This window comes from Amycolatopsis silviterrae, from assembly GCF_042684085.1.
GTDB classification, from domain to species: domain Bacteria; phylum Actinomycetota; class Actinomycetes; order Mycobacteriales; family Pseudonocardiaceae; genus Amycolatopsis; species Amycolatopsis silviterrae.
This window is the reverse complement of record NZ_JBHUKS010000035.1, coordinates 168,286-190,838: the sequence shown is the minus strand read 5'-3', so window position 1 is coordinate 190,838 and position 22,553 is coordinate 168,286. Positions and strand designations below refer to the sequence as shown.

General features: G+C 69.9%; 21 protein-coding genes. 9 read left to right on the top strand and 12 right to left on the bottom strand.

All coding sequences use genetic code 11. From position 1 onward, the window contains the following. Positions 1-29 precede the first annotated feature (29 nt). Positions 30-536, bottom strand: coding sequence for an ArsR/SmtB family transcription factor (locus ACFSVL_RS41655; RefSeq protein ID WP_378312855.1), 507 nt, complete (start codon positions 534-536; stop codon positions 30-32). 59 nt (positions 537-595) lie between these two features. On the opposite strand from ACFSVL_RS41655, the gene ACFSVL_RS41650 reads away from it, so the two are divergent. Both ACFSVL_RS41650 and valS read left to right on the top strand, forming a co-directional pair. After that, the gene (locus ACFSVL_RS41650) at positions 596-1,849 is read left to right on the top strand and encodes an MFS transporter (RefSeq protein ID WP_378312853.1); all 1,254 of its coding nucleotides are present in this window, start codon (positions 596-598) and stop codon (positions 1,847-1,849) included. A 9-nt stretch (positions 1,850-1,858) separates the two neighbouring features. Beyond that, positions 1,859-4,360 carry a valine--tRNA ligase gene (gene valS / locus ACFSVL_RS41645; protein ID WP_378312851.1) on the top strand — a complete coding sequence of 834 codons (2,502 nt, stop codon included), beginning with the start codon at positions 1,859-1,861 and terminating at the stop codon, positions 4,358-4,360. On the opposite strand, the gene dapF is transcribed toward valS, so the two are convergent. Both dapF and miaA read right to left on the bottom strand, forming a co-directional pair. Beyond that, positions 4,361-5,188: a diaminopimelate epimerase gene (dapF, locus tag ACFSVL_RS41640; RefSeq protein ID WP_378312849.1), complete on the bottom strand. Its 828-nt coding sequence runs from the start codon at positions 5,186-5,188 to the stop codon at positions 4,361-4,363. Positions 5,189-5,197: 9 nt separating this feature from the next. Next, positions 5,198-6,118 carry a tRNA (adenosine(37)-N6)-dimethylallyltransferase MiaA gene (gene miaA / locus ACFSVL_RS41635; RefSeq protein ID WP_378312847.1) on the bottom strand — a complete coding sequence of 307 codons (921 nt, stop codon included), beginning with the start codon at positions 6,116-6,118 and terminating at the stop codon, positions 5,198-5,200. A gap of 225 nt (positions 6,119-6,343) precedes the next feature. Between miaA and ACFSVL_RS41630 the strand changes: the two genes are divergently transcribed. After that, entirely contained in the window at positions 6,344-7,657 is a 1,314-nt protein-coding gene (locus ACFSVL_RS41630) for a DUF349 domain-containing protein (RefSeq protein WP_378312845.1), read from the top strand. Positions 7,658-7,782: 125 nt separating this feature from the next. On the opposite strand, the gene ACFSVL_RS41625 is transcribed toward ACFSVL_RS41630, so the two are convergent. Together ACFSVL_RS41625 and miaB are read right to left on the bottom strand one after the other, a co-directional pair. Then, positions 7,783-8,256, bottom strand: coding sequence for an Rv2732c family membrane protein (locus tag ACFSVL_RS41625; protein WP_378312843.1), 474 nt, complete (start codon positions 8,254-8,256; stop codon positions 7,783-7,785). Continuing rightward, positions 8,253-9,734, bottom strand: a complete 1,482-nt coding sequence (gene miaB, locus ACFSVL_RS41620; protein WP_378312841.1) for a tRNA (N6-isopentenyl adenosine(37)-C2)-methylthiotransferase MiaB — start codon at positions 9,732-9,734, stop codon at positions 8,253-8,255. Before miaB ends, ACFSVL_RS41625 begins: the two co-directional genes overlap by 4 nt. A gap of 234 nt (positions 9,735-9,968) precedes the next feature. Here miaB and ACFSVL_RS41615 point away from each other — a divergent pair, with 234 nt between their 5' ends. Both ACFSVL_RS41615 and ACFSVL_RS41610 read left to right on the top strand, forming a co-directional pair. Then, positions 9,969-10,670 carry a heparin lyase I family protein gene (locus ACFSVL_RS41615; protein WP_378312840.1) on the top strand — a complete coding sequence of 234 codons (702 nt, stop codon included), beginning with the start codon at positions 9,969-9,971 and terminating at the stop codon, positions 10,668-10,670. 19 nt (positions 10,671-10,689) lie between these two features. Beyond that, positions 10,690-11,607, top strand: coding sequence for a TAXI family TRAP transporter solute-binding subunit (locus ACFSVL_RS41610; RefSeq protein ID WP_378312838.1), 918 nt, complete (start codon positions 10,690-10,692; stop codon positions 11,605-11,607). Here ACFSVL_RS41610 and ACFSVL_RS41605 read toward each other — a convergent pair. After that, positions 11,604-12,992, bottom strand: coding sequence for a sensor histidine kinase (locus ACFSVL_RS41605; protein ID WP_378312837.1), 1,389 nt, complete (start codon positions 12,990-12,992; stop codon positions 11,604-11,606). The two genes, ACFSVL_RS41610 and ACFSVL_RS41605, sit on opposite strands and share 4 nt — an antisense overlap. A gap of 3 nt (positions 12,993-12,995) precedes the next feature. Beyond that, on the bottom strand, positions 12,996-13,664 hold the full coding sequence (locus ACFSVL_RS41600) for a response regulator transcription factor (protein WP_378312835.1): 669 nt from the start codon (positions 13,662-13,664) through the stop codon (positions 12,996-12,998). A 280-nt stretch (positions 13,665-13,944) separates the two neighbouring features. On the opposite strand from ACFSVL_RS41600, the gene ACFSVL_RS41595 reads away from it, so the two are divergent. The 4 genes from ACFSVL_RS41595 (at position 13,945) to ACFSVL_RS41580 (ending at position 17,291) form a co-directional block, all read left to right on the top strand. Continuing rightward, positions 13,945-14,673 carry an amino acid ABC transporter ATP-binding protein gene (locus tag ACFSVL_RS41595; RefSeq protein ID WP_378313200.1) on the top strand — a complete coding sequence of 243 codons (729 nt, stop codon included), beginning with the start codon at positions 13,945-13,947 and terminating at the stop codon, positions 14,671-14,673. Between the two features lie 102 nt (positions 14,674-14,775). Further along, positions 14,776-15,678: a glutamate ABC transporter substrate-binding protein gene (locus ACFSVL_RS41590; protein ID WP_378312833.1), complete on the top strand. Its 903-nt coding sequence runs from the start codon at positions 14,776-14,778 to the stop codon at positions 15,676-15,678. Positions 15,679-15,762: 84 nt separating this feature from the next. Further along, positions 15,763-16,410 (top strand): amino acid ABC transporter permease, encoded by a 648-nt coding sequence (locus ACFSVL_RS41585; protein WP_378312831.1) that lies wholly within the window; start codon positions 15,763-15,765, stop codon positions 16,408-16,410. After that, positions 16,407-17,291 carry an amino acid ABC transporter permease gene (locus ACFSVL_RS41580; protein WP_378312829.1) on the top strand — a complete coding sequence of 295 codons (885 nt, stop codon included), beginning with the start codon at positions 16,407-16,409 and terminating at the stop codon, positions 17,289-17,291. The genes ACFSVL_RS41585 and ACFSVL_RS41580 overlap by 4 nt, the downstream gene beginning before the upstream one ends. A 61-nt stretch (positions 17,292-17,352) precedes the next feature. Here the strand turns inward: ACFSVL_RS41580 and ACFSVL_RS41575 are convergent, their stop codons facing one another. The 5 genes from ACFSVL_RS41575 to ACFSVL_RS41555 all read right to left on the bottom strand — a co-directional run bounded on the left by ACFSVL_RS41575 (position 17,353) and on the right by ACFSVL_RS41555 (position 22,222). After that, entirely contained in the window at positions 17,353-17,700 is a 348-nt protein-coding gene (locus tag ACFSVL_RS41575; protein ID WP_378312827.1) for a VOC family protein, read from the bottom strand. 683 nt (positions 17,701-18,383) lie between these two features. Further along, positions 18,384-19,136 carry a succinate dehydrogenase/fumarate reductase iron-sulfur subunit gene (locus tag ACFSVL_RS41570; RefSeq protein ID WP_182890833.1) on the bottom strand — a complete coding sequence of 251 codons (753 nt, stop codon included), beginning with the start codon at positions 19,134-19,136 and terminating at the stop codon, positions 18,384-18,386. Beyond that, positions 19,133-21,049, bottom strand: coding sequence for a fumarate reductase/succinate dehydrogenase flavoprotein subunit (locus tag ACFSVL_RS41565; protein WP_378312825.1), 1,917 nt, complete (start codon positions 21,047-21,049; stop codon positions 19,133-19,135). The genes ACFSVL_RS41570 and ACFSVL_RS41565 overlap by 4 nt, the downstream gene beginning before the upstream one ends. A gap of 58 nt (positions 21,050-21,107) precedes the next feature. Continuing rightward, positions 21,108-21,938: a hypothetical protein gene (locus ACFSVL_RS41560; protein WP_378312824.1), complete on the bottom strand. Its 831-nt coding sequence runs from the start codon at positions 21,936-21,938 to the stop codon at positions 21,108-21,110. Beyond that, positions 21,935-22,222: a hypothetical protein gene (locus ACFSVL_RS41555; protein WP_378312822.1), complete on the bottom strand. Its 288-nt coding sequence runs from the start codon at positions 22,220-22,222 to the stop codon at positions 21,935-21,937. Before ACFSVL_RS41555 ends, ACFSVL_RS41560 begins: the two co-directional genes overlap by 4 nt. Positions 22,223-22,553 lie beyond the last annotated feature (331 nt).

The following is a 22,553-nucleotide window of genomic DNA, read 5'->3' as shown; positions in this document are numbered from 1 at the left end:
CCCACGTTTCGGCGTGGGAGCCGAGCGGATTACCTGCTGGGATAAACCGAGACGTACACGGCCGTGCGTTTCGCGGCCGGATTCCGGGGCCTGGCCTCGAATTCTTCGAGCAGCTCGTCGAGCCGCCGCTTGAACTCCGCGACCTCGCCCGCATCCACCTGGACCACGAGCCGGGTCGTCTCCGTCCCGGCCAGGTCGGCCTCCGCCATTTCCGCCAGATAGGCCTCGAGCATGGCCTCGTTGACCACCACGGCGTCCGCGCCGTCGTTGTCCAGCTGCCACGAAAGCCCGGTGGACAGGTACGGGATCTCCTTCGCCCCGCGCGCGCCCCGCCGCGGCTCCTGCGGAACGAGAAAACCGGTGTCGACCAGCCGTCGCACGTGGTGCAGCGTGGTCGCCGGGTCGCGGCCGAGCCGCGCCGCCAGCTCCTTGTTCGTCATCGCCTCGAAGGAGGTCAACCGGATGATGCGCAGCCGTATTCCGGACGCGAGCGCGGCCGCCTCGGCTTCGGTGGAAGGACGTCGGTGCAACGGCATGCCCCGCAGCCTAAACAAAGTGATTGACTCTTTCCAATCACTGGACAACACTCCATCGGGTGCGTCGCGATTCGCTGTTCTTCCACGCCGACTTCCGCCGGCTGTGGGCCGGGGACACGGCGAGCCAGCTGGGGATGTTCGTCGGGGTCACGGCTATTCCGCTGCTCGCCGCCGTCACGCTGGCCGCCACCCCGTTCGAGATGGGCCTGCTGACCATGGCCGAGACGCTCGGCTTCCTGGTCCTCGGCCTGCCCGCAGGCGTGTGGGTGGACCGGATGCGCAAACGGCCGCTCATGCTCGCCGCCGACCTGGTCCGCGGGGTGCTGCTGCTCAGCGTCCCGTTCGCCTGGTGGGCCGGGGTGCTCACGATGACGCAGGTGCTGGTGGTCGTGCTGTTCGTCGGCTTCGCGACGGTCTTCTTCGACGTCTCCTACCAGGCGTATCTGCCCGCGCTGGTCGGCCGCGAGAAGCTGCTGGAGGGCAACGCGAAGCTGCAGGGCGTGCAGTCGTCGGCGCAGATCGCCGGGCCGAGCCTCGCCGGCCTGCTCGTGCAATTCGTCGGCGCGGCGGCGACGGTCCTGGTCACCGGGCTCGGCTACCTCACGTCGGCGCTGTGCCTGTGGCGCATCCGCACCGTCGAAACCCGCCCGGAACGCGCTGAGCACGACCGGCTGGTGCCGCAGATGCTGGAAGGCCTGCGGTTCGTCGCCGCCGACCGGCCGCTGCGCGCGATCGTCGCCTGCACCGCCACGTCGAACCTTTTCGCCGGCGTGGTGCAGGCCGTCGAGGTGTTGTTCCTGACCCGCACCGCCGGGCTGAAACCGGCAGAAGTCGGCGGCCTGCTCGCGGCGAGCGGCATCGGCGGCATCGCGGCCGCGCTCTGCGCCGGGCCGATCATCCGGAGGATCGGGCAGGCCCGGTCGATCTGGCTGGTCCCGGTGCTGTTCTGGCCGGGCGAGGTGCTGGTCCTGTTCGCCGCGCCGGACTGGCGGATCGTGCTCGCCGGGCTGGGGATGGCGTCGTTCGGGTTCGGCGTGATCCTCTACAACATCGCGCAGGTCTCCTACCGCCAGGCGATCACGCCGGACCGGCTGCTGGGCCGGATGAACGCGAGCGTCCGCTTCGTCGTGTGGGGAGCGCTGCCGCTCGGCGGGCTGCTGGGCGGCGGGCTCGGCGAATGGCTCGGGCTCACCGGGGCGCTGTGGATCGGGACCGCCGGGCCGGTCGCGGGCGCGCTGTGGGTGATCTGCTCGCCGCTGCGGCGCATGCGGGACCTGCCCACGGGCGCGGAAATCGCTGTACCCGCCCCGTAAAGTGCGGGCATGAACGAGAAGATCCCGCACAAAGTCGGCGTCGACGGCCTTGCCGCCAAATGGGTACCGGTGTGGGAACGCGAAGGCGTATACCGGTTCGACCGCGCGCGCCCGGACGTCTACTCGATCGACACGCCGCCGCTGACCGCGAGCGGTTCGCTGCACATCGGGCACGTCTTCTCCTACACGCACACCGACGTTCTCGCGCGCTACCAACGGATGCGCGGGCGTTCGGTGTTCTACCCGGTCGGCTGGGACGACAACGGCCTGCCCACCGAACGCCGGGTGCAGAACCATTTCGGCGTGCGCTGCGAGCCGTCGCTGCCCTACGACCCGTCCTTCACTCCGCCGGAAAAGCCCGGCAAGAACGCGATTCCGGTGTCGCGGCGCAATTTTGTCGAGCTGTGCCGTCAGCTGACCGAAACCGACGAGAAGGTCTTCGAGGAGGTCTGGCGGAGCATCGGGCTTTCGGTGGACTGGACGCTGGCGTACCAGACGATCGACCCGGCGACCACGGAGATCTCGCAGCGCGCGTTCCTGCGCAACCTCGCGCGCGGCGAGGCGTACCAATCCGAAGCTCCGACGCTGTGGGACGTCACTTTCCGCACCGCGGTCGCCCAGGCGGAGCTGGAAGACCGCGAACGTCCGGGCGCGTATCACGATCTCGTCTTCACCGCCGACGACGGCGCTGAAGTGCTGATCTCTACGACGCGTCCCGAATTGCTGCCCGCGTGCGTCGCGCTCGTCGCGCATCCGGACGACGAGCGCTACCAAGGTCTTTTCGGGAAAACCGTGCGCACGCCGGTGTTCGGCGTCGAGGTGCCGGTGCACGCGCACCATCTCGCCGATCCGGAAAAGGGCACCGGCATCGCGATGGTGTGCACCTTCGGCGACACCACCGACGTCACCTGGTGGCGGGCGCTGCAGCTGGAAACGCGTCCGGTGCTGGGCCGCGACGGCCGGTTCCGCGCCGAACCGCCGCACGGCGTTCCGGCGGACACATACGAGCCGCTGGCGGGCAAGACTGTCCACACTGGACGCCAGATCCTGGTGGATCTCCTGCGCGAGGCGGGCGCGCTGCGCGGCGAGCCGAGGTCGATCACGCATCCGGTGAAGTTCTACGAAAAGGGCGACAAGCCACTGGAAATCGTCACCAGCCGTCAGTGGTACCTGCGCAACGGCGGCCGCGACGACGCCCTGCGCGCGAAACTGCTGGACCGCGGCGAGGAGCTGAACTGGGTCCCGCCGCACATGCAGGTCCGCTACCGCAGCTGGGTCGAGGGCCTGACCAGCGACTGGCTGGTCAGCAGGCAGCGGTTCTTCGGCGTGCCGATCCCGGTCTGGTACCCGCTGGGCGCCGACGGCGAGCCGGACCACGACGCGGTGCTGACGCCCGGCGACGCGAGCCTCCCGGTGGACCCGAGCACCGACGTGCCGCCGGGCTACACCGAGGAGCAGCGCGGCGTGCCGGGCGGGTTCGTCGCGGAGGCGGACGTGATGGACACCTGGGCGACGTCGTCGCTGACGCCGCAGATCGCCGGCCGCTGGAGCCTCGACGACGACCTGTTCCGCCGCGTGTTCCCGTTCTCGCTGCGGCCGCAGGCGCACGAGATCATCCGCACCTGGCTGTTCTCCACCGCGGTGCGCGCCGAACTGGAGGAGGGCGTGCTGCCGTGGCGGGACGCGGTGATCTCCGGCTGGGTGCTGGACCCGGACCGCAAGAAGATGTCGAAGTCGGTCGGCAACGTCGTCACCCCGGCGGACCTGCTGGACCGGCACGGGTCCGACGCGGTCCGATACTGGGCGGCGAGTGCCCGGCCGGGCGTGGACACGGCGGTGGACGAAGGCCAGATGAAGGTCGGGCGGCGGCTGGCGACGAAGCTGCTGAACGTGAGCCGGTTCGTGCTCGGCCTCGGGACCCCTGCGGCCGAGTCGGTCGCCACGGAGCCGCTGGACCGGTCCGTGCTCGCCGCGCTGGCGAAGGTGATCGAGGAGGCCACGGCCGCCTTCGAGGCGCTCGACCAGGCGCGTGCGCTGCAGGTGACGGAGACGTTCTTCTGGATGTTCTGCGACGACTACGTGGAGCTGGTGAAGGGCCGCGCGTACGGCGACCTCGGCGCGGAGGCGGCGGAATCGGCCCAGGTGGCGCTGCGGACGGTGCTGTCGGCGCTGGTGCGGATGTTCGCGCCGGTGCTGCCGTTCTCCGCCGAAGAGATCTGGTCGTGGTGGCAGGAAGGCTCCGTGCACCAGGCGTCCTGGCCGGCCGCGCCGGACAGCGACGGCGATGCCGCGTTGCTGCCGCTGGCCGGTTCGGTGATCGCCGCCGTGCGCCGGGCCAAGACCGACGCGAAGGTGTCGATGCGGACCGCCGTCGAGACGCTGTCGGTCACCGCTCCGGCGGACGTGCTCGAAGGCTTCGCCGGAATCGCCGAGGACGTGCGGATCGCCGGGGTGGTGCGCACCGTGGCCACCCAGGAGGGCGAACTTTCGGTGGCGGTGACGATCAGCTGATCAAGCGCCCGCGGCGAGCCACCAGGCCTCGTCCAGCTCGCCGCGGGCCACGATCTCGGCCGGTCCGGTCAGCGTGGACTCGCCGCGCCCGACCGTGACCGACACCCGGCCGCCCGGGATGTCCACAGTGGACTCGCCGGTGTCCTTGCCCGCGAGGTGCAGCGCGGCGGCCACCGCGGCGACCGTGCCGGTGCCGCAGGCGCGCGTCTCCCCCACGCCGCGCTCGTGGACGCGCATCCGCAGCGCGCCCTCGTCGAGTGTGTTGACGAACTCCAGGTTGACCCCGGACGGGAACACGTCGTGGTCGAAATCGGGCTGGTCGCGCAGGTCGAGGCCGGCGATGTCGGTGTCGGTGACCGACACCAGGTGCGGGTTGCCGACGTTCACCGCGACCCCGGAGAACGGCTGCCCGGCCACTACGGTGACCGACGTGCCGGTGATCGCCGCCGGGCCCATCTGCACAGTGACCGAGCGGTCCGGGTGCACGACGACCGGCCGGTCGCCCGCACGGGTGCCGATGACGAACTCGCCGTCCTCGGCCAGCCCGGCGTCGACCAGGTAGCGCGCGAAAACGCGAGTGCCGTTGCCGCACATCTCGGCGATCGAGCCGTCGGCGTTGCGGTAGTCCATGAACCACTCGCCGGCCGACTCTTCGCCGATCGCCTTCGCCCGGACGACGCGCAGCACGCCGTCCGCGCCGATGCCCCGCTGCCGGTCGCACAGCGCGGCGACCCGCTCCGCCGTGAGGTCCAGGCGGCCGGCCGCGTCAGGCAGCAGCACGAAGTCGTTCTGCGTGCCGTGGCCCTTGAGGAATTCGATGCCGCCCATGCGTCCAGGCTACTGGTCGAGCGCGGCGAGGACCCGCGCGGCCAGGTCCGCCGATCCGCCGTCGAACCACTGGATCCGCTTGTCCCGGCGGAACCACGAACGCTGCCGTCGCACGAAGCGGCGGGTGGCCTGCGCGGTCGCCGCCGCTGCCGCCGCGAAGTCGCCTTCGCCGTCCAGCTCGGCAAGCACCTGCTGGTAGCCAAGCGCCCGCGAAGCGGTTTTCCCCTCCCGCAAACCACGGCCGAGCAACGCGCGCACCTCGTCCACGAGACCGGCCTCGAACATCCGCTCCACCCGCAGGTCGACGCGCTCGTCCAGCTCGGCGACCTCGCGGTCGACCCCGATCAGGACGGTGTCCCAGCGCGCCGGACCGGGCTTCGGCAGGTTCGCGGAGAACGGCTCGCCGGTGATCTCGATGACCTCCAGCGCCCGCACGATCCGCCGGGTGTTCGTGGGCAGGATCGCCGCGGCGGCGACCGGGTCGCGCTCCCCCAGCCGGGTGTAGAGCGCGGCGGTGCCGAGTTCCGCGGCCTCGTCGTCGAGCCGGGCGCGCACCGCGGGGTCGGTGCCGGGGAAACGGAGGTCGTCCAGGACCGCTTGCACGTACAGCCCCGAGCCGCCGGTCAGCACCGGAACCCGGCCGGCTTCGAGAATCCGCTCGATCGTGCTGCGGGCGTCACGCTGATAGGCGGCGACCGACGCGGTCTCGGTTACTTCGAGTACGTCCAGCAGGTGGTGCGGGACCCCTCGCCGCTCCTCCGGAGTGGCCTTGGCGGTGCCGATGTCCATGCCCCGGTAGAGCTGGAGCGCGTCGGCGTTCACCACCTCGCCGTCCAGCGCCAGCGCCAGCTCGACGGCCAGCGCCGTCTTCCCGGTGGCGGTAGGGCCGACGACGGCCACCGGACGGGGCCGTTGAGCAGGGCTGATCACGCCGCAGAACGCTACCCGGCCGGGGATGGACGCGGGCACGGAGCGTCAAGGAGAAGTAGGATCAACGCTTTCAGGCGGCTCATCCAGTACCACGGCGCGCGCTGAGCTGCTTGAATGCCGCTGGGGCCCCATGCCCCCGGCAGAGCACGACAACAGCGTAACCCGGCCCCGCTCACGCGGCGGGGCGCCCGCAGCCGCGGGCGTACAGGCGATAAGGAGCCTGCGATGGCCCAGGAGAACACGTCCCCCGGCACCCCGGCACCGCACCCGGTGCCGCACGCGCACGGCGCCGGCCATGCCGCGCCTCCGGTGCCGCCCGCCGAGCCCGCCCCCGCCACCTGGGGCCGGGTCGACGGGGAAGGCACCGTTTACGTCTTCACCGCCGACGGCGAACGCGAGGTCGGGGTCTGGCAGGCAGGCACGCCCGAGGAAGGCCTGCTGCACTACGCACGCCGCTTCGACGACGTGCGCACCGAGGTCGAACTGCTCGAAACGCGCCTGAACTCCGGGGCGGGCGACCCGAAGCACGCGCTCTCGAGCGCCACCCAGATCCGCGACGGGCTCGGCGAGGCGGCCGTGGTCGGCGACCTCAAGGCGCTGGCCGCGCGGCTCGAGTTCGTGATCGGGCTGGCGGAGAAGGCGCTGGTCCACGTCAAGCACGAACGCGAGGAAGCCCGGGCCGCGGCGGTCGCGCGCAAGCAGGCGCTGGCCGACGAGGCGGAGAAGATCGCCGCCGACTCCACCCAGTGGAAGGCCGCGGGCGACCGGCTGCGCGCGATCCTCGACGAGTGGAAGACGGTCAAGGGCGTCGACCGCAAGACCGACGACGAGCTGTGGAAGCGGTTCTCGAAGGCCCGCGAGGCGTTCAACCGCCGCCGCGGCTCGCACTTCGCGGAGCTGGACAAGCAGCGGGCGAGCGCGAAGCAGCGCAAGGAAGAGCTGATCGCCGAGGCCGAATCGCTGTCCGACTCGGACGACTGGGGAGCCACCGCGGGCCGGTACAAGGACCTGATGGCCGAGTGGAAGGCCGCCGGCCGCGCCCCGAAGGACAGCGACGAGGCGCTGTGGCAGCGATTCCGCGCGGCGCAGGACGCGTTCTTCGCCCGCCGCTCGGCGGTGTTCTCCGAACGCGACGCGGAGTTCGCCGGCAACGCCCAGCGCAAGGAAGAACTGCTGGTCGAGGCCGAGAAGATCGACGTGGCGGCCAACCTCGACGCGGCCAAGTCGGCGCTGCGCCGGATCCAGGAGCAGTGGGACGAGATCGGCAAGGTCCCGCGCGAGCGCATCCGCGAGCTGGACGGACGGCTCAAGGCGGTCCAGGACGCGGTGAAGTCCGCCGAGGACAGCCGCTGGCGCCGCACCGACCCGGAGGCGCAGGCCCGCGCCGCGCAGTTCCGGGAGCGGGTCGAGCAGTTCGAATCGCAGGCCGAGAAGGCCCGTGCCGCCGGGGACGAGCGGCGGGCCAAGAAGGCGGACGAGCAGGCCGCCCAGTGGCGGGAATGGATGGAGGCCGCGGAAGCCGCGGTCGCGGATCGCTGATTCACGGGAAAGGGCCGGTACCGCTGGGTACCGGCCCTTTTCGCTGCCTGCCAAACGTCCGTGAGGGGAACCCTGAGGGAATCTGATTCCCTCAGGGTTCCCCTCACGGACCTTGCCGAAAGCGGTCAGTTCCGCGAGAAAGCGGTCCGCATCCACAGCGTCGCCAGGATGATCGTCGCGATCCACGCCACGATCATCCCGATTCCCGGGCCGCCGCCCGTCGCTCCGCTGGCGTGCGAGGACTGCTGCGACCAGATCGCCAGCAGGCCGTCGACCGAGGCGAACCAGCCGCCCGCGGCGCAGCACCACGCGACCCACCAGCGGCGCGACACCAGCGCGACCGCGCCGACGAACACGCCGACCCCGGTGGACGTCACGGCGAACAGCTGCGGGACCCCGCCCGCCTCGCCGGCCAGCGTCTCCCAGCCCGCGCGGCCCTGTGCCCACGGCAGGACCTGGGCCACGAGCAGCACGAACATCAGCACCGAGATGGTGAAGCCGCGCCTGCCCAGCTCGACCGTCCGCGCGGCCCGGCGGCCCGCGTCGTCGATCTCGTCGCTCAGCCGCCGGTCGACCTCGGCCGGGGTTCCCTCGCTCATCCTGCACACCCACTCACCGGGGCCGGCTGCGCCGCCGGGGCGCCGAAGCCCGGCAGTCCCAGGGTGACCCCGCTCGTCTTGGGCCGAAGACCGGCTTCGGCGTTGTCGCCCGCTCGCGTGCGGCGATGCGTCAGGAGATCGCCGTCGGCGACCAGGTGGTGCGGCGCGCCGTAGCTGATCACCGTCTCCACGACGTCGCCCGGCCGGACCGAGCGGTCGACGGCCGAGCCGGAAGGCGTGAAGTGCACCAGCCGTCCGTCGCGGGCACGGCCGCTCATCCGGTGCGTCTCCGCGTCCTTGCGGCCCTCGCCCGCCGCGACCAGCAGCTCGACCCGGCGGCCGACCAGCTTGCGGTTCTCTTCCCAGGAGATCTCGTTCTGCAGCTCGACCAGCCGGTCGTAGCGCTCCTGCACGACCTCCTTCGGCAGCTGCTCGGCCATCTCCGCGGCGGGCGTGCCGGGACGCTTCGAGTACTGGAAGGTGAAAGCGCTGGAGAACCGCGCGGCGCGGACGACGTCGAGCGTCGCCTGGAAGTCTTCCTCGGTCTCGCCGGGGAAGCCGACGATGATGTCCGTGGTGATGGCGGCGTCCGGCATCTTGGCGCGCACCTCGTCGAGGATGTTCAGGAACCGCGCCGACCGGTACGACCGGCGCATCTCGCGCAGCACCCGGTCCGAACCGGACTGCAGCGGCATGTGCAGCTGGTGGCAGACGTTCGGCGTCTCGGCCATCGCGTCGATGACGTCCGAGGTGAACGCGGCCGGATGCGGCGAGGTGAACCGCACGCGCTCCAGCCCGTCGATGCCGCCGGTCGCGCGCAGCAGCTTGCCGAACGCGAGCCGGTCACCGAACTCGACGCCGTAGGAGTTCACGTTCTGGCCCAGCAGGGTCACCTCGAGCACGCCCTCGGCGACCAGCGCTTCGACCTCGGCGAGGATCTCCCCGGGACGGCGGTCGCGCTCCTTGCCGCGCAGCGACGGCACGATGCAGAACGTGCAGGTGTTGTTGCAGCCGACCGAAACCGACACCCAGCTCGCGTAGGACGACTCGCGGCGCGCGGGCAGCGTGGACGGGAACGTCTCGAGCGATTCGAGGATCTCGACCTCGGCCTCGGCGTTGTGCCGCGCGCGCTCCAGCAGCGCCGGCAGCGAACCGATGTTGTGCGTCCCGAAGACGACGTCGACCCACGGCGCGCGCTTGACGATGTCGCCGCGGTCCTTCTGCGCGAGGCAGCCGCCGACGGCGATCTGCATGTCCGGATTGGCGACCTTGTCCGGCCGGAGGTGGCCGAGGGTGCCGTAGAGCTTGTTGTCCGCGTTCTCCCGCACGGCGCAGGTGTTGAACACGACCAGATCCGGCTTCGACGGCCCCGCGGCGGGGACGTAGCCGGCTTCCTCGAGCTGCCCGGCGAGCCGTTCGGAGTCGTGCACGTTCATCTGGCAGCCGAACGTGCGGATCTGGTACGTTTTCGCGTTCATCGTGCTCCAGCCTAAACCCCGTCTCCGGCGCCGGACCCGGCACCCGCCCGCGGGGGCGTTATGCGACGGGCTGCTCCCGGAATTCCGATAATCGGGAAATGTGCCGTTGACCGGGAACAGAAATGCGCCGGTCCGGCCGTCCGGGAACAATTCCCGCTATTGTTTTCCGCGCACTCCCGAAGATATGCTCACCGCCATTGTTCCGAATCGAACCGCCGCCGCCCAGGAGGAAAAGTGCGCAAGGTTTTCGCCTGCTCAGCGGCAGTGGTCGCGAGCGCTCTCGCCATGGTCTCGCCGGTGGCCGCGGCCCCGGCTCCCCTCTCCGTCACCTGGCAGGCCGATCCCGCCGACGGCGCCGGGGCGTTCAACTCGGTCCAGTGCGCGGACGGCCACTTCAAGACCGCGAACGACGCCGCGAAGGGCAAGGTGTGGGTCGCCGAGCAGCTCGCCAAGGAGGAACGCTGCGAGGCGGTCGGCCCGGACCTCGCCGCGGGCAAGACCTTCTACCTCGGCTGGTCGTCGAAGTACCGCATCACCGACTCCACGAGCCGCTACGTCTTCCAGCTGAAATGCAGCCCGAGCAGCGGCACCGCGAACCATCCGATCGTCCTCAAGATCTCCGGCGGCAAACTCCAGCTGGAGGAGTGGACGACCGACCACACGAGCGTGAAGCTGTGGAGCGCGCCGGTCTCGAACGACGAATGGCACGACATCGCGTTCCGGGTCTTCACCGACCGCACGAAGGGCACGATCCAGTTCTGGTTCGACGGCAAACGGCAGACGTTCTCCGACGGGTCCACCACCTACACCGGCACCACCATCGACGGCACGCGGAACTACCTGAAGTGGGGCGTCTACCACGAGGCCGACGAGACGGCGACGCAGTGGCTCAGCAAGATCCGGATGGGCGACAGCCTCACCGACGTCACCGGCTGACCTCTGGCACCATCGGCCCATGCGATGGAGGCTGACCGCGGCGCTGGCAGTGCTCGTGGTGCTGCTGAGCGGGTGCGGGCCGAGCTTCGCGAACCTGCACCTGCGCGTCGCGGCCGGGTCGGTGGGCGGCGTCTACCACGACCTGGCCGGGCCGCTGGCGTCCGCGTGGGCGGGCGAACTCGGCATCGAGACCCCCGGGGTGCTCGCCACCCAGGGGTCGCGCGACAACCTCAACCGGGTGCTCTCCGGGGGCGCGGACGTCGCGTTCGTCGCCGCGGACCTGGCCGCGGACGCGGCGGCCGCGCACCCCGGCAAGCTCGCCGCGCTCGCCCGCATCCACGACGACTACCTGCACATCGTCGTCCGCGCGGACTCGCCCTACACGTCGGTGCCGATGCTGCGCGGGCGGCACATCGCGGTCGGCTCGCCGGAGTCGGGCGTCGAGTACATCGCCGACCGGGTGCTGCAGGTCGCGGGGCTGAAAAGCTCGGCCACGGTCCAGCAGCTCAGCCTTGAGGAGTCGCTCACCGCGCTGGCCGACCGCAAGATCGACGCGCTGTTCTGGTCCGGCGGCCTGCCGACGCCGCTCATCACCGAGTACCACCGCAAGGTCGGCCTGCGGCTGCTCGACATGTCCGCGCTGATGCCGGGCATGCAGCGGTTCAGCCCGGTGTACGGCACCGCGACCATCCCGGGCAGCACCTACAACCAGCACGGCCCGGTCATCACGCTCGTGGTGCCGAACTTCCTGGTCGTGCCCACGTCGATGTCCGCCGACGTCGCCGAAGCGCTCACCAAGGGCCTGTACGACGCCCGCCCGGCGCTCGCGGCGGTCAACCGGGCCGCGCTGTCGATCGACGTGCATCCGGGGATCGAGACCGGGCCGCTGCCGCTGCATCCCGGGGCGCTGGCCTACTACCGCGCGGAGAAGGTCTAGCCGGCGACCGGGAAGTCCATCGCGATCCGCAACCCGCCGCCGTCCGGCAGGGACAGCCGCAGGTCGCCGCCGGAATGCCGGACGATCTCCGTCACGATCGCCAGCCCCAGCCCCGACCCGGGCACGTTCTGATGCGCCGTGCTCCGCCAGAACCGGTCGGCCGCCCGCTCCAGCTCCTCCTCGCGCAGGCCGGGCCCGTGGTCGCGGACCGAAACCGTCACCCGGCCGTCCGCGACGCCCGCGGCGACCTCGACCGAGGTCCCGGAAGGGCTGAACTTGAGCGCGTTGTCCAGCAGCGCGTCGAGCACGACCTCCAGCCCGCGCGGCGGCACGAGCACCCGCGCCCCGCCGACGTCCACCGCGCTCTCCAGTTCGACCTCGCGCGCCGCCCCGACCACCGACCAATCCGCGACCCGGTCGGCGATCACCTCGGCGAGGTCTTCGGACACCAGCTCCCCGCCCGCGGATTCGGCGCGAGCCATCGACAGCAGCTCGTCGAGGATCTGGTTCAGCCGCTTGGCGTCCACCTGCGCCGCTTCGAGGTCGGCCGCCGCGGTTTCGTCGGTCACCTGGCCGTCGAGATTGCCCAGCCGGATCTTCAGCGCGGTCAGCGGATTGCGCAGCTGATGCGAGGCGTCGGCGACGAACGCGCGCTGCGCGGCCAGCGCTTCCGACACACTCGCCGCCATCCGGTCGAACGACCGGCCCAGCTGCCGCAGCTCCGGCGGCCCGCCGCTCTCCCCCACCGGCTCCGCCTCGCGCCCGCTGACCACGGACGCGACCAGCGCGCCGGTCGCCTCGTCCAGCCGCCGGACCGGGCGCAGCGTCCAGCGCACCACCGGCAGCGCGACGAGCAGCGCGAGCCCGAACGCGACCAGCGCGCCCGCGGCCAGCAGCAGCCACTGCCACAGCAGCTGGGTGCGCACGTGGTCGGTCGCGGACTGCGTCACCACCGCGCCGCGCACCTCGCCGTCGATGAGGATCGGCTCGGCCAGCACCAGCGGTTTCGTCGCCCACGGCATCAGCAGCGGCCCGGGCTCCGGCGGACGGGCGGCGAGCGCCTCGTTCACCGGCACCTCGATCGCGGACCGGTCGACGCGCCCGGTGCCGAGCGAACTCAGCACCGGTTCGCCGTCCTGGTTCACCACGACCACCTTCACCCCGTACACCTCGGTGTACCGGCGCAGTTCGGGCTCCAGCCTGCCGAGCTGGTTGTCGAGCAGCGGGCGCTGGGCGAGTGAGGCGAAGCGCGAGGTGTCGGTGAGCCGGTCGAGGAACAGCTTCTGCTGAAGGCTGCCCGCGATGCTCAGCGCGAGCGGGATGCCGAGGCCGAAGACGAGCAGCGCGACGAGCGTGACGACGATGCCCTGCAGCCGGACGCGCACCGGTCAGTCCCGTCCGCTGCCCAGCCGGTAGCCGACGCCGCGGACGGTCTCGATCAGCGCCGGACGGCCGAGCTTGGTGCGCAGGGTCGCGACGTGCACGTCCAGCGAACGGCTCTCCGCCGCGCCGCGGTGCCCCCACACCTCGTTCAGCACCTGCTCACGCGAGCACACCGCCCCGCCCGCGGCGGCGACCAGCGCGAGCACCTGGAACTCCTTGCGGGACAACGCGATCGGCTCGCCCGCGACCAGCACCTCGTACCGGGCGAGGTCGATCCGGACGTCGCCGACCTCGACCACCGGCACCGTCTGCGCGGTCCGTTCGCCACGCCGCCGGCGCACCGCCTCGACGCGCGCGAGCAGTTCCTCCACGTCGTAGGGCTTGACCAGGTAGTCGTCGGCCCCGGCGCGCAAGCCGTGCACCCGGTCGTTCACCTCGCCGCGCGCGGACACGACGATCACCGCGACGTCGCTGACCGCCCGGATCTGCCGGCAGAGCACCACGCCGTCGACGTCGGGAAGGCCGAGGTCCAGCAGGATGACGTCGACGTCGTGGACGCGGTCGAGCACCCCGGCCCCGGACGGCAGCCGCTGCATGACGAGGCCGCGGCGGACCAGCGCGGGGACGAGCGCGCCCGCGACCCGGTCGTCGTCTTCCACCAGCAGCACGCGCACGCTTCAGCCTCCCCGGTGATCCGGACCACGGTAGCCGGACTCTAGGGCGCCACGCCCCGCCGACACGGTGCGTGGCGGCGGCCACAGGCCCGACTAGGCTGAAAGCCGCCACGACGGCCGCATCCGATACGTAGTTGAAACCCTAAGTATTGCTCAAGCCGTCTTTACAAGAGATGTCCCGGTAGTAGGTTTCCGCAAGCGTTGCGGAACCCCGGTTCCGCGGACGCCGCTGACCAACGGAGCTCTGGAGGCCACGATGACCACCGAGGTGGCGACGCCGATGATCAAGGCGGCCGCCGTGAACAAGTACTTCGGCGATCTGCACGTGCTGCGCGAGATCACCCTCGAGGTGCCGCGCGGCCAGGTCGTCGTCGTGCTCGGGCCCTCCGGGTCGGGCAAGTCGACGCTGTGCCGCGCGATCAACCGGCTCGAGCCGATCAACTCCGGCGAGATCGCCGTGGACGGCGTGCCGCTGCCCGCCGAGGGCAAGGCGCTCGCCGCGCTGCGCGCCGACGTCGGCATGGTCTTCCAGCAGTTCAACCTGTTCGCGCACAAGACGATCCTCGAGAACGTCATGCTCGCGCCGGTCAAGGTGCGCAAGACGGCGCAGGCCGAGGCGCGCAAAACCGCGATGCAGCTGCTCGAGCGCGTCGGCATCGCGAACCAGGCCGACAAGTACCCGGCCCAGCTGTCCGGCGGCCAGCAGCAGCGCGTCGCGATCGCCCGCGCGCTCGCGATGAAGCCCAAGGTGATGCTGTTCGACGAGCCGACCTCGGCGCTGGACCCGGAAATGGTCCAGGAGGTGCTGGACGTGATGACCGGGCTGGCGAAGGACGGCATGACGATGCTCGTGGTCACGCACGAGATGGGCTTCGCCCGCCGCGCGGCCGACCGCGTCCTCTTCATGGCCGACGGCGAGATCGTCGAGGACACGACGCCGGAGGAGTTCTTCACCAAGCCGAAGTCCGACCGTGCCAAGGACTTCCTCGGCAAGATCCTGACCCACTGACCCGTTCGGGGGAATCCCCCGGCGCCCCGCGTCCGAGGTGGCTGTAATCGGCCGTACCCGGACCGGTACCGACGTTCCCGGACAGATATTGGAGAGACAGACATGAGGATCCGCACCCTCGCGGCCGCTCTGCTCGCCGGCGGGCTGCTGCTCACGGCCTGCGGCAAGGAAGGCACCCCGGCCGGCTCCGGCGGCGACAACGCCAGCGCCGCGCCGCTGCCTACCTACGAGGTCGCCAAGGACGTCAAGCTCGACGGCTCGGCGGTGTTCACGAAGGTCAAGTCCGCGGGCACGATCACCATCGGCGTCAAGGACGACCAGCCCGAGCTGGGCCAGAAGGACCCGAAGACCGGCAAGTTCCAGGGCTTCGACATCGAGATCGCCCGGATGGTCGCGGCGGGCCTCGGCTTCAGCGAGGACAAGATCAAGTACACGACGGTCGACTCGGCCGCCCGCGAGCAGGCCATCTCCAACGGCCAGGTCGACCTCTACGTCGGCACCTACACCATCAGCGACAAGCGCAAGAAGCTCGTGTCGTTCGCCGGCCCGTACTTCCAGGCCGGGCAGGACCTGCTGGTGCGCGCCGACGACACCTCGATCACCGGGCCGGAGACGCTGAAGGGCAAGAAGGTCTGCTCGGTCACCGGGTCGACCCCGATCCAGCGCGTGCGCGAGAAGCAGCTCACCGACCAGATCGTCGAGTTCCAGAAGTACTCGCAGTGCGTGGACAAGCTGAACACCAAGGAGGTCGACGCGGTCACCACCGACGACGCGATCCTCAAGGGCTACGCCGCGCAGGACAAGGACACCTTCAAGGTCGTCGGCAAGCCGTTCTCGAAGGAGCCCTACGGCATCGGCCTGAACAAGGACGACAAGGTGCTGCGCGGCAAGATCGACGACCTGCTGCAGGCCTCGATCGACAACGGCACCTGGAAGAAGATCTACGACGCCACCCTCGGCAAGTCCGGCGCGCCCGCGACGCCGCCGGCCATCGAGCGGTACTGATCTGATCCGGCGGCCGGTGGGCGAGGTTTTCGCCCACCGGCCGCGGCACACCCACCATCGGCACACGGACGCGGGGAAGGCTCCATGGACGTCCTGCTCGACAATCTGGACCTCTTCGGTCCGTTCTTTCTCACCACGATCGAACTGTTCCTGATCGCGGGGGCCTGCAGCCTGGTGCTGGGCACGATCCTCGCGATGCTGCGGGTGAGCCCGGTCCCGCTGCTGCGCGCGATCGGCACGACGTACGTCACCCTCTTGCGCAACACGCCGCTGACGCTGGTCTTCGCGTTCCTCGTGTTCGCGTACCCGCTGCTCGACATCGTCAAGATCGACTACTTCCCGACCGCCGCGGTGGCGCTGACGATCTACACGTCGGCGTTCATCTGCGAGGTCGTGCGCTCCGGCATCAACACGGTGCCGATCGGCCAGGCCGAGGCGGGCCGCGCGCTGGGCCTGTCGTCCGGGCAGATCCTCGGCGGCATCGTCCTCCCGCAGGCGCTGCGCTCGGTGGTGCCGCCGCTCGTCAGCATGCTCATCGCGCTGCTGAAGAACACGACGATCGCCAGCGGGTTCTCGGTCGCCGAGGCGGGCGCGATCCGGCAGTACGTGTCCGAGCGCGGCGACGACCAGATGGTCGCGCTCCTGTGGGTGGCGCTCGGCTTCATCATCCTCGTGTCGGTGTTGTCGCTGGTGCAGCGCAGCCTGGAGAAGCGCTGGAGCGTGGCCCGATGAGCACGGTTCTTTTCGACACCCCCGGCCCGAAAGCGCGCGTGCGGCACCGGCTTTACGCGGTGCTCGGCGCCCTCGTCGTGGCGGCGCTGATCGCGTTCGTCATCTACCGCTTCGTCGACACCGGCCAGTTCACCGGCCGCAAGTGGGAGTGGCTGCAGTACTCCCAGGTGCAGAGCGACCTCGCGAACGCCATCCTGGCGACGGTGAAGGCCTTCGCGCTCGGCGCGGTGCTGGCCATCGCGTTCGGCGCGGTGTTCGCCGCCGGACGGCTTTCCGAGCACGCGTGGGTGCGCGGGATCTGCACGTTCGTCGTGGAGTTCTTCCGCGCGATCCCGCTGCTGATCCTGATGTTCCTGTTCTACTACGGCCTCCCGACCCTCGGCGTGGACACGTCGCCGCTGTTCGCGGTGGTGCTCGGCCTGACGCTGTACAACGGCTCGGTGCTGGCGGAGGTGTTCCGCGCGGGCATCCTGTCCCTGCCGAAGGGCCAGAGCGAAGCCGCGTACGCGCTCGGCATGCGCAAGACCCAGGTGATGTTCACGGTCCTGCTGCCGCAGGCGTTGCGCGCGATGCTGCCGACGATCATCAGCCAGCTGGTGGTGCTGCTCAAGGACACCGCGCTCGGTTTCCTCGTGACGTACCCGGAGCTGCTGTACTACGCCCGCTACATCGGCGGCCAGGGCGACTTCGGCCGCCCGATCGTCCCGTCGACCCTCGTGGCGGCGGCGATCTACATCGCGATGTGCCTGCTGCTGACCGCGCTCGCGACGTACCTGGAGCGGCGCAACCGCCGCAGCAAGAAGCACATCGACACGGACGCCAAGGAGGCTGTGGAGATGACCACTGCGGCGACCGGCGGCCTGCGCGGTGGGCCTTTCTGACGGTTTCTTTTCTCGAAGCCCCCGGCGCTGCTTTCCTTGCGGCGCTGGGGGTTTCTTGTTTTCAGCCGTGCGCTAACGGATGCCGCGGCTGATACAGCGGAAGGACGCTGCCGCTGGGCAGGCGGATCGATGCTCGTGTGCCCCAGGATGCTGTGGTGATCTCACCGTCCACTTCGGCTCCTTTCTCGGTCAGCTGCCGGACGGTGTCGTCTAGGTCGTCGCACATCAGGTAGAACTCCTGGTGCGGTTCTCCGCCGGTCGGGTGCACGGCGATTTCTGTTGGGGGCAAACGGAAAATGAGCCAGCCTTCGCCGGCGTCGACGTGGCCTAGCTCCAGTACGTCCCGGAGGAACTCCCGGTCTGCTGCGGCGTTCTTGCTGTAGAGGATCACGTGGGTGCCGGTGATCATGGGCTCTTCCTTTCTGCGACTTCTTGCGTGGCAACGGAAATCGTCTCTTGACTCGAGCCGATCGAGTGATGCCGGGTGGTTGTGGGCGGTGCTAACGTTGATGTCATCAAAGCAAGTCCTGTGGCATGAGCCCGCGAGCGTTCTCGCAGCGGCCGCGCAGGTTCCTTGATCACTCCCGTGCGCTGGTCCGCGCCTTGGTCGGCTTCGACCTCGCCGGCGCGTGGGGAGATCGAGCCGCCCGAACCTGCCCGAACCGGCCGGAACACGGAACCCTCAGCGAGCCGCCCCGTGGCCAGGCACCTGGCCCGGTATCTGGCCCGGCTGTTGTCGAGTCCATGCCACCACGCCCATCGTCTCCAAGGAAGGAGGAACCGCCTATCGCCCAACCACAACTGAATACGCCCGCAGCCCGCGAACGTACGCGCCCTGAGGCCCGCGAGCAAACCGGCTCGGGCCAGGGTGGACACGCCCGAGCCGGGGTGAAGAGGTCCGCGGCCCGCGCGAGGACGCCCACGCCCGCGAGCGAACAGGCCCAAGCCAGGGTGAGCAGGTCCGCGGCCCGCTCCCCGCGAGCGAACCAGCCCAGGCGACCGCGAACCGGCCCACCGCCCGCGTGAACGACCCCCGCCGTGCACGCGACCGGTCCGCCACTGCGCGAAACCCGCCCCACGGCGGGGAATCGCTCACCGGTTACGGCGGAACAGCTTGTCCCCGAGCCAGACGATCGGGTCGTACTTGCGGTCGGCGACGCGTTCCTTCATCGGGATCAGCGCGTTGTCGGTGATGTGGATGCCTTCCGGGCACACCTCGGTGCAGCATTTGGTGATGTTGCAGAACCCGAGCCCGTGCTCGTCCTGGGCGGCGTCGCGGCGGTCGGCGACGTCCAGCGGATGCATCTCCAGTTCGGCGATCCGCATGAGGTAGCGAGGGCCGGCGAAGCTCTCCTTGTTCTCCTCGTGGTCGCGCACGACGTGGCAGGTGTTCTGGCACAGGTAGCACTCGATGCACTTGCGGAATTCCTGCGAGCGCTCGACGTCCACCTGCTGCATCCGGTACTCGCCGGGCTTGAGCCCCTCCGGCGGCGTGAAGGACGGGATCTCGCGAGCCTTCGTGTAGTTGAACGACACGTCGGTGACGAGGTCGCGGATCACCGGGAAGGTGCGCATCGGCGTAACGGTCACGACCTCGGCCTCGGTGAACGTCGACATGCGCGTCATGCACAGCAGCCGCGGTTTGCCGTTGATCTCCGCCGAGCAGGAACCGCATTTGCCCGCCTTGCAGTTCCAGCGCACGGCGAGGTCGGCGGCCTGGGTGGCCTGCAGCCGGTGGATGATGTCGAGCACGACCTCGCCCTCGTTCACCTCGACGGTGAAGTCCTGCAGGTCTCCGCCGGTCGCGTCGCCTCGCCACACGCGGAACTTCGCCTGGTAGCTCACGCGGTCCTCCCGGGGTGGGTCTCCAGCTCGCCGTCGGTGAAGTACTTGCCCAGCTCGTCGAGTTCGAACAGCTCCAGCAGGTCCTGGCGCATCGGCACCTGTTCCTTCACGACCACGTCGACGTCCGGCACCAGCGGGTTGTCGCCCGGTTGCGCGGAGCAGACGAGCAGCCGGTGCCGCCATTCCGCGTCCATCGACGGATAGTCGTCGCGGGTGTGGCCGCCGCGGCTTTCCGTGCGGGTCAGCGCCGCGCGGGCGACGCATTCGCTCACCAGCAGCATGTTCCGCAGGTCGAGCGCGAGGTGCCAGCCGGGGTTGAACTGCCGGTGGCCCTCCACCTCCACCTGCCCCACGCGACGGCGGATGTCCGCGAGCTTTTCCAGCGCCTTCCGGATTTCCCCGGCCTTGCGGATGATGCCGACCAGGTCGTTCATCGACTGCTGCAGTTCGGTGTGCAGCGTGTACGGATTCTCCGGCGTGCCCTCGGCGGGCGGGTCGAACGGTTCGAGCGCCATCGCGGCCGCGGCGTCCACATCGGACTGCGCGATCGCCGGCCGCTCCTTGAGACCGTCCACATAGGACGCCGCGCCGAGCCCGGCCCGCCTGCCGAACACGAGCAGGTCCGACAGCGAGTTGCCGCCGAGCCGGTTCGACCCGTGCATGCCGCCGGAGCACTCGCCCGCCGCGAACAGCCCGGGCACGCTCGCCGCGCCGGTGTCCGGGTCGACCTCGACCCCGCCCATCACGTAGTGGCAGGTGGGGCCGACCTCCATCGCCTCCTTGGTGATGTCGACGTCGGCGAGTTCCTTGAACTGGTGGTACATCGACGGCAGCCGCCGCTGGATCTCCTCGGCGGGCAGCCGGCTCGCGATGTCGAGGAACACGCCGCCGTGCGGGGACCCGCGCCCCTCCTTGACCTCGGAGTTGATCGCCCGCGCCACCTCGTCGCGCGGCAGCAGGTCCGGCGTGCGGCGGTTGTTCTCCTGGTCGGTGTACCAGCGGTCGGCCTCGCCCTCGCTGTCCGCGTACTGGCCTTTGAACACCTCGGGCACGTACTCGAACATGAACCGCTTGTCCTCGGAGTTCTTGAGCACCCCGCCGTCGCCGCGCACGCCCTCGGTGACGAGGATGCCCTTCACGCTCGGCGGCCAGACCATCCCGGTCGGGTGGAACTGCACGAACTCCATGTTGATCAGCTTCGCCCCGGCGCGAAGGGCCAGCGCGTGCCCGTCGCCGGTGTACTCCCACGAATTCGACGTCACCTTGAACGACTTGCCGATGCCGCCCGTCGCGAGCACCACCGCGGGCGACTCGAACAGCACGAACCGCCCGCTCTCGCGCCAGTAGCCGAACGCACCGGCGACCGCGCCGTTGTCCAGCAGCAACTCGGTGACCGTGCATTCGGCGAAGACCTTGATCCGGGCCTCGTAGTCGCCGTACTGCTTGAAATCCTCCTGCTGCAACGAAACGATCTTCTGCTGCATCGTGCGGATCAGCTCGAGTCCCGTGCGGTCCCCGACATGCGCGAGCCGCGGATAGGTGTGCCCGCCGAAGTTGCGCTGGCTGATCCGCCCGTCCGCGGTGCGGTCGAAGAGCGCCCCGTACGTCTCCAGCTCCCAGACCCGGTCCGGTGCTTCCCTGGCGTGCAGCTCGGCCATCCGCCAGTTGTTGAGAAACTTCCCGCCGCGCATGGTGTCGCGGAAGTGCACCTGCCAGTTGTCGTTCGAGTTCGCGTTGCCCATCGACGCCGCACAGCCGCCCTCGGCCATCACCGTGTGCGCTTTGCCGAAAAGGGATTTGCACACCACTGCGACGCTGAAACCGCGTTCGCGCGCTTCGATCACCGCGCGCAGACCGGCGCCGCCGGCACCGATCACCACCACGTCGTAGCTGTGCCGTTCGACCTCGGTCATGGAATAAGCCACCTCACGAGCTGGGGAGAACTGCCTTGCACTGCTGGATTTCCGGGGCTCAGCCCACGAATCGCAGGTCCGCGATCGCACCGCTGGCGACGAGCATCACGTAGAAGTCGGTCAGCACGAGCGTGCCGAGCGTCGTCCACGCGAGGGTCATGTGCCGGGTGTTGAGCTTCGTGACCTGCGTCCAGATCCAGTACCGGACGGGATGTTTCGAGAAATGCTTGAGCCGCCCTCCGGTGACGTGCCGGCACGAGTGGCAGGAGAGCGTGTACGCCCACAGCAGCACGACGTTCAGCACCAGAATCACGTTGCCGAGCCCGAAACCGAACCCGGAGGGACTCTGGAAGGCGACGACGGCGTCATAGGTGTTGACGAGCGAGACGACGCACGCGACGTAGAAGAAGTACCGGTGCACGTTCTGCACGATCAGCGGCAGCCGCGTCTCGCCGGTGTAGCGCGCGTGCGGTTCGGCGACCGCACAGGCAGGCGGGGAGAACCACACCGAACGGTAGTAGGCCTTGCGGTAGTAGTAGCAGGTCAACCGGAACCCGAGCAGGAACGGCAGCACGAGCACGCCGAGCGGCAACCAGGACGGCATCTCGCCGAACCAGTGGCCGAAGTGGCTGGATCCGTCGACGCAGGAAGTGGACACGCAGGGCGAGTAGAACGGCGTCAGATAGTGGTATTCGGGCACCCAGTACGCGGTGCGCACGAACGCCCGGACGGTCGCGTAAACGACGAAGGTGGCCAGCCCCAGCACAGTGAGCAGGGGCGACAGCCACCACCGGTCGGTACGCAGTGTCCGGGCGGCGAGCCGCGCCCGCCCCGGCGCTCGAACGCCGGTGGGGGCGCGGCTGACGTCGTTGTCAGCGGGGGCGCTCACCGCTGGTCGCGCTTGTAGCCACCGACACCTTCGTCGTCGGCGCCGCTCCACAGCGCCGGGTCGTAGGGAGTATCCGGAACAGGCACGCGTTCGACAGGTTTCGCCTGCGCGGGCACAGCGGGCGGGTGCCCGTCCAGATCGGAGCTGTCGATGTCGAGCCGCTCAACGTCGTTGGCCAGCCGGCGCACCGCGGACGCGTCGCCGTAGCGCGATCGCAATGCGCCCACGCACTGCCGCAACTGGCCGATGGTGCGCCGAAGTTCGGCGATCTCTGTGGTGGACATCGGAAGCCTCCCTGATGGTGGGGCCGGCAGTTCGGGTGACGATCAACGTCGCCAAGTACGACTCTGCCTCGCGCGGTGCACTGTGACAAGTAGCACATTTACCAGAGCGGGGCATGTTGTACCTGTTGACCTGGGGATTTCTCGCTAGATAGGGGCCGAAAGTGGGGTCCAGGACGTCACCAGGACGTCAGCCGCACAACTCAAGCCGCCGACGCCCGCTTGCGACTCAGCTCCGAGGCGCGCACAGCCTCTGCGTGAAAGCAGAGAGTTCCCTGATGCTCACCCCATGTGACAGCAGACCACGCATCCACGCCGCTGTCGCCATTTGCAG

What these genes read in the sequence shown, in the direction of transcription:
- ACFSVL_RS41655 (WP_378312855.1), bottom strand. Translation starts at nt 536, where the DNA reads ATGCCGTTGCACCGACGTCCTTCCACCGAAGCCGAGGCGGCCGCGCTC.
- valS (WP_378312851.1), top strand. Translation starts at nt 1,859, where the DNA reads ATGAACGAGAAGATCCCGCACAAAGTCGGCGTCGACGGCCTTGCCGCC.
- dapF (WP_378312849.1), bottom strand. Translation starts at nt 5,188, where the DNA reads ATGGGCGGCATCGAATTCCTCAAGGGCCACGGCACGCAGAACGACTTC.
- ACFSVL_RS41630 (WP_378312845.1), top strand. Translation starts at nt 6,344, where the DNA reads ATGGCCCAGGAGAACACGTCCCCCGGCACCCCGGCACCGCACCCGGTG.
- ACFSVL_RS41625 (WP_378312843.1), bottom strand. Translation starts at nt 8,256, where the DNA reads ATGAGCGAGGGAACCCCGGCCGAGGTCGACCGGCGGCTGAGCGACGAG.
- miaB (WP_378312841.1), bottom strand. Translation starts at nt 9,734, where the DNA reads ATGAACGCGAAAACGTACCAGATCCGCACGTTCGGCTGCCAGATGAAC.
- ACFSVL_RS41610 (WP_378312838.1), top strand. Translation starts at nt 10,690, where the DNA reads ATGCGATGGAGGCTGACCGCGGCGCTGGCAGTGCTCGTGGTGCTGCTG.
- ACFSVL_RS41595 (WP_378313200.1), top strand. Translation starts at nt 13,945, where the DNA reads ATGATCAAGGCGGCCGCCGTGAACAAGTACTTCGGCGATCTGCACGTG.
- ACFSVL_RS41590 (WP_378312833.1), top strand. Translation starts at nt 14,776, where the DNA reads ATGAGGATCCGCACCCTCGCGGCCGCTCTGCTCGCCGGCGGGCTGCTG.
- ACFSVL_RS41585 (WP_378312831.1), top strand. Translation starts at nt 15,763, where the DNA reads ATGGACGTCCTGCTCGACAATCTGGACCTCTTCGGTCCGTTCTTTCTC.
- ACFSVL_RS41580 (WP_378312829.1), top strand. Translation starts at nt 16,407, where the DNA reads ATGAGCACGGTTCTTTTCGACACCCCCGGCCCGAAAGCGCGCGTGCGG.
- ACFSVL_RS41575 (WP_378312827.1), bottom strand. Translation starts at nt 17,700, where the DNA reads ATGATCACCGGCACCCACGTGATCCTCTACAGCAAGAACGCCGCAGCA.
- ACFSVL_RS41565 (WP_378312825.1), bottom strand. Translation starts at nt 21,049, where the DNA reads ATGACCGAGGTCGAACGGCACAGCTACGACGTGGTGGTGATCGGTGCC.
- ACFSVL_RS41555 (WP_378312822.1), bottom strand. Translation starts at nt 22,222, where the DNA reads ATGTCCACCACAGAGATCGCCGAACTTCGGCGCACCATCGGCCAGTTG.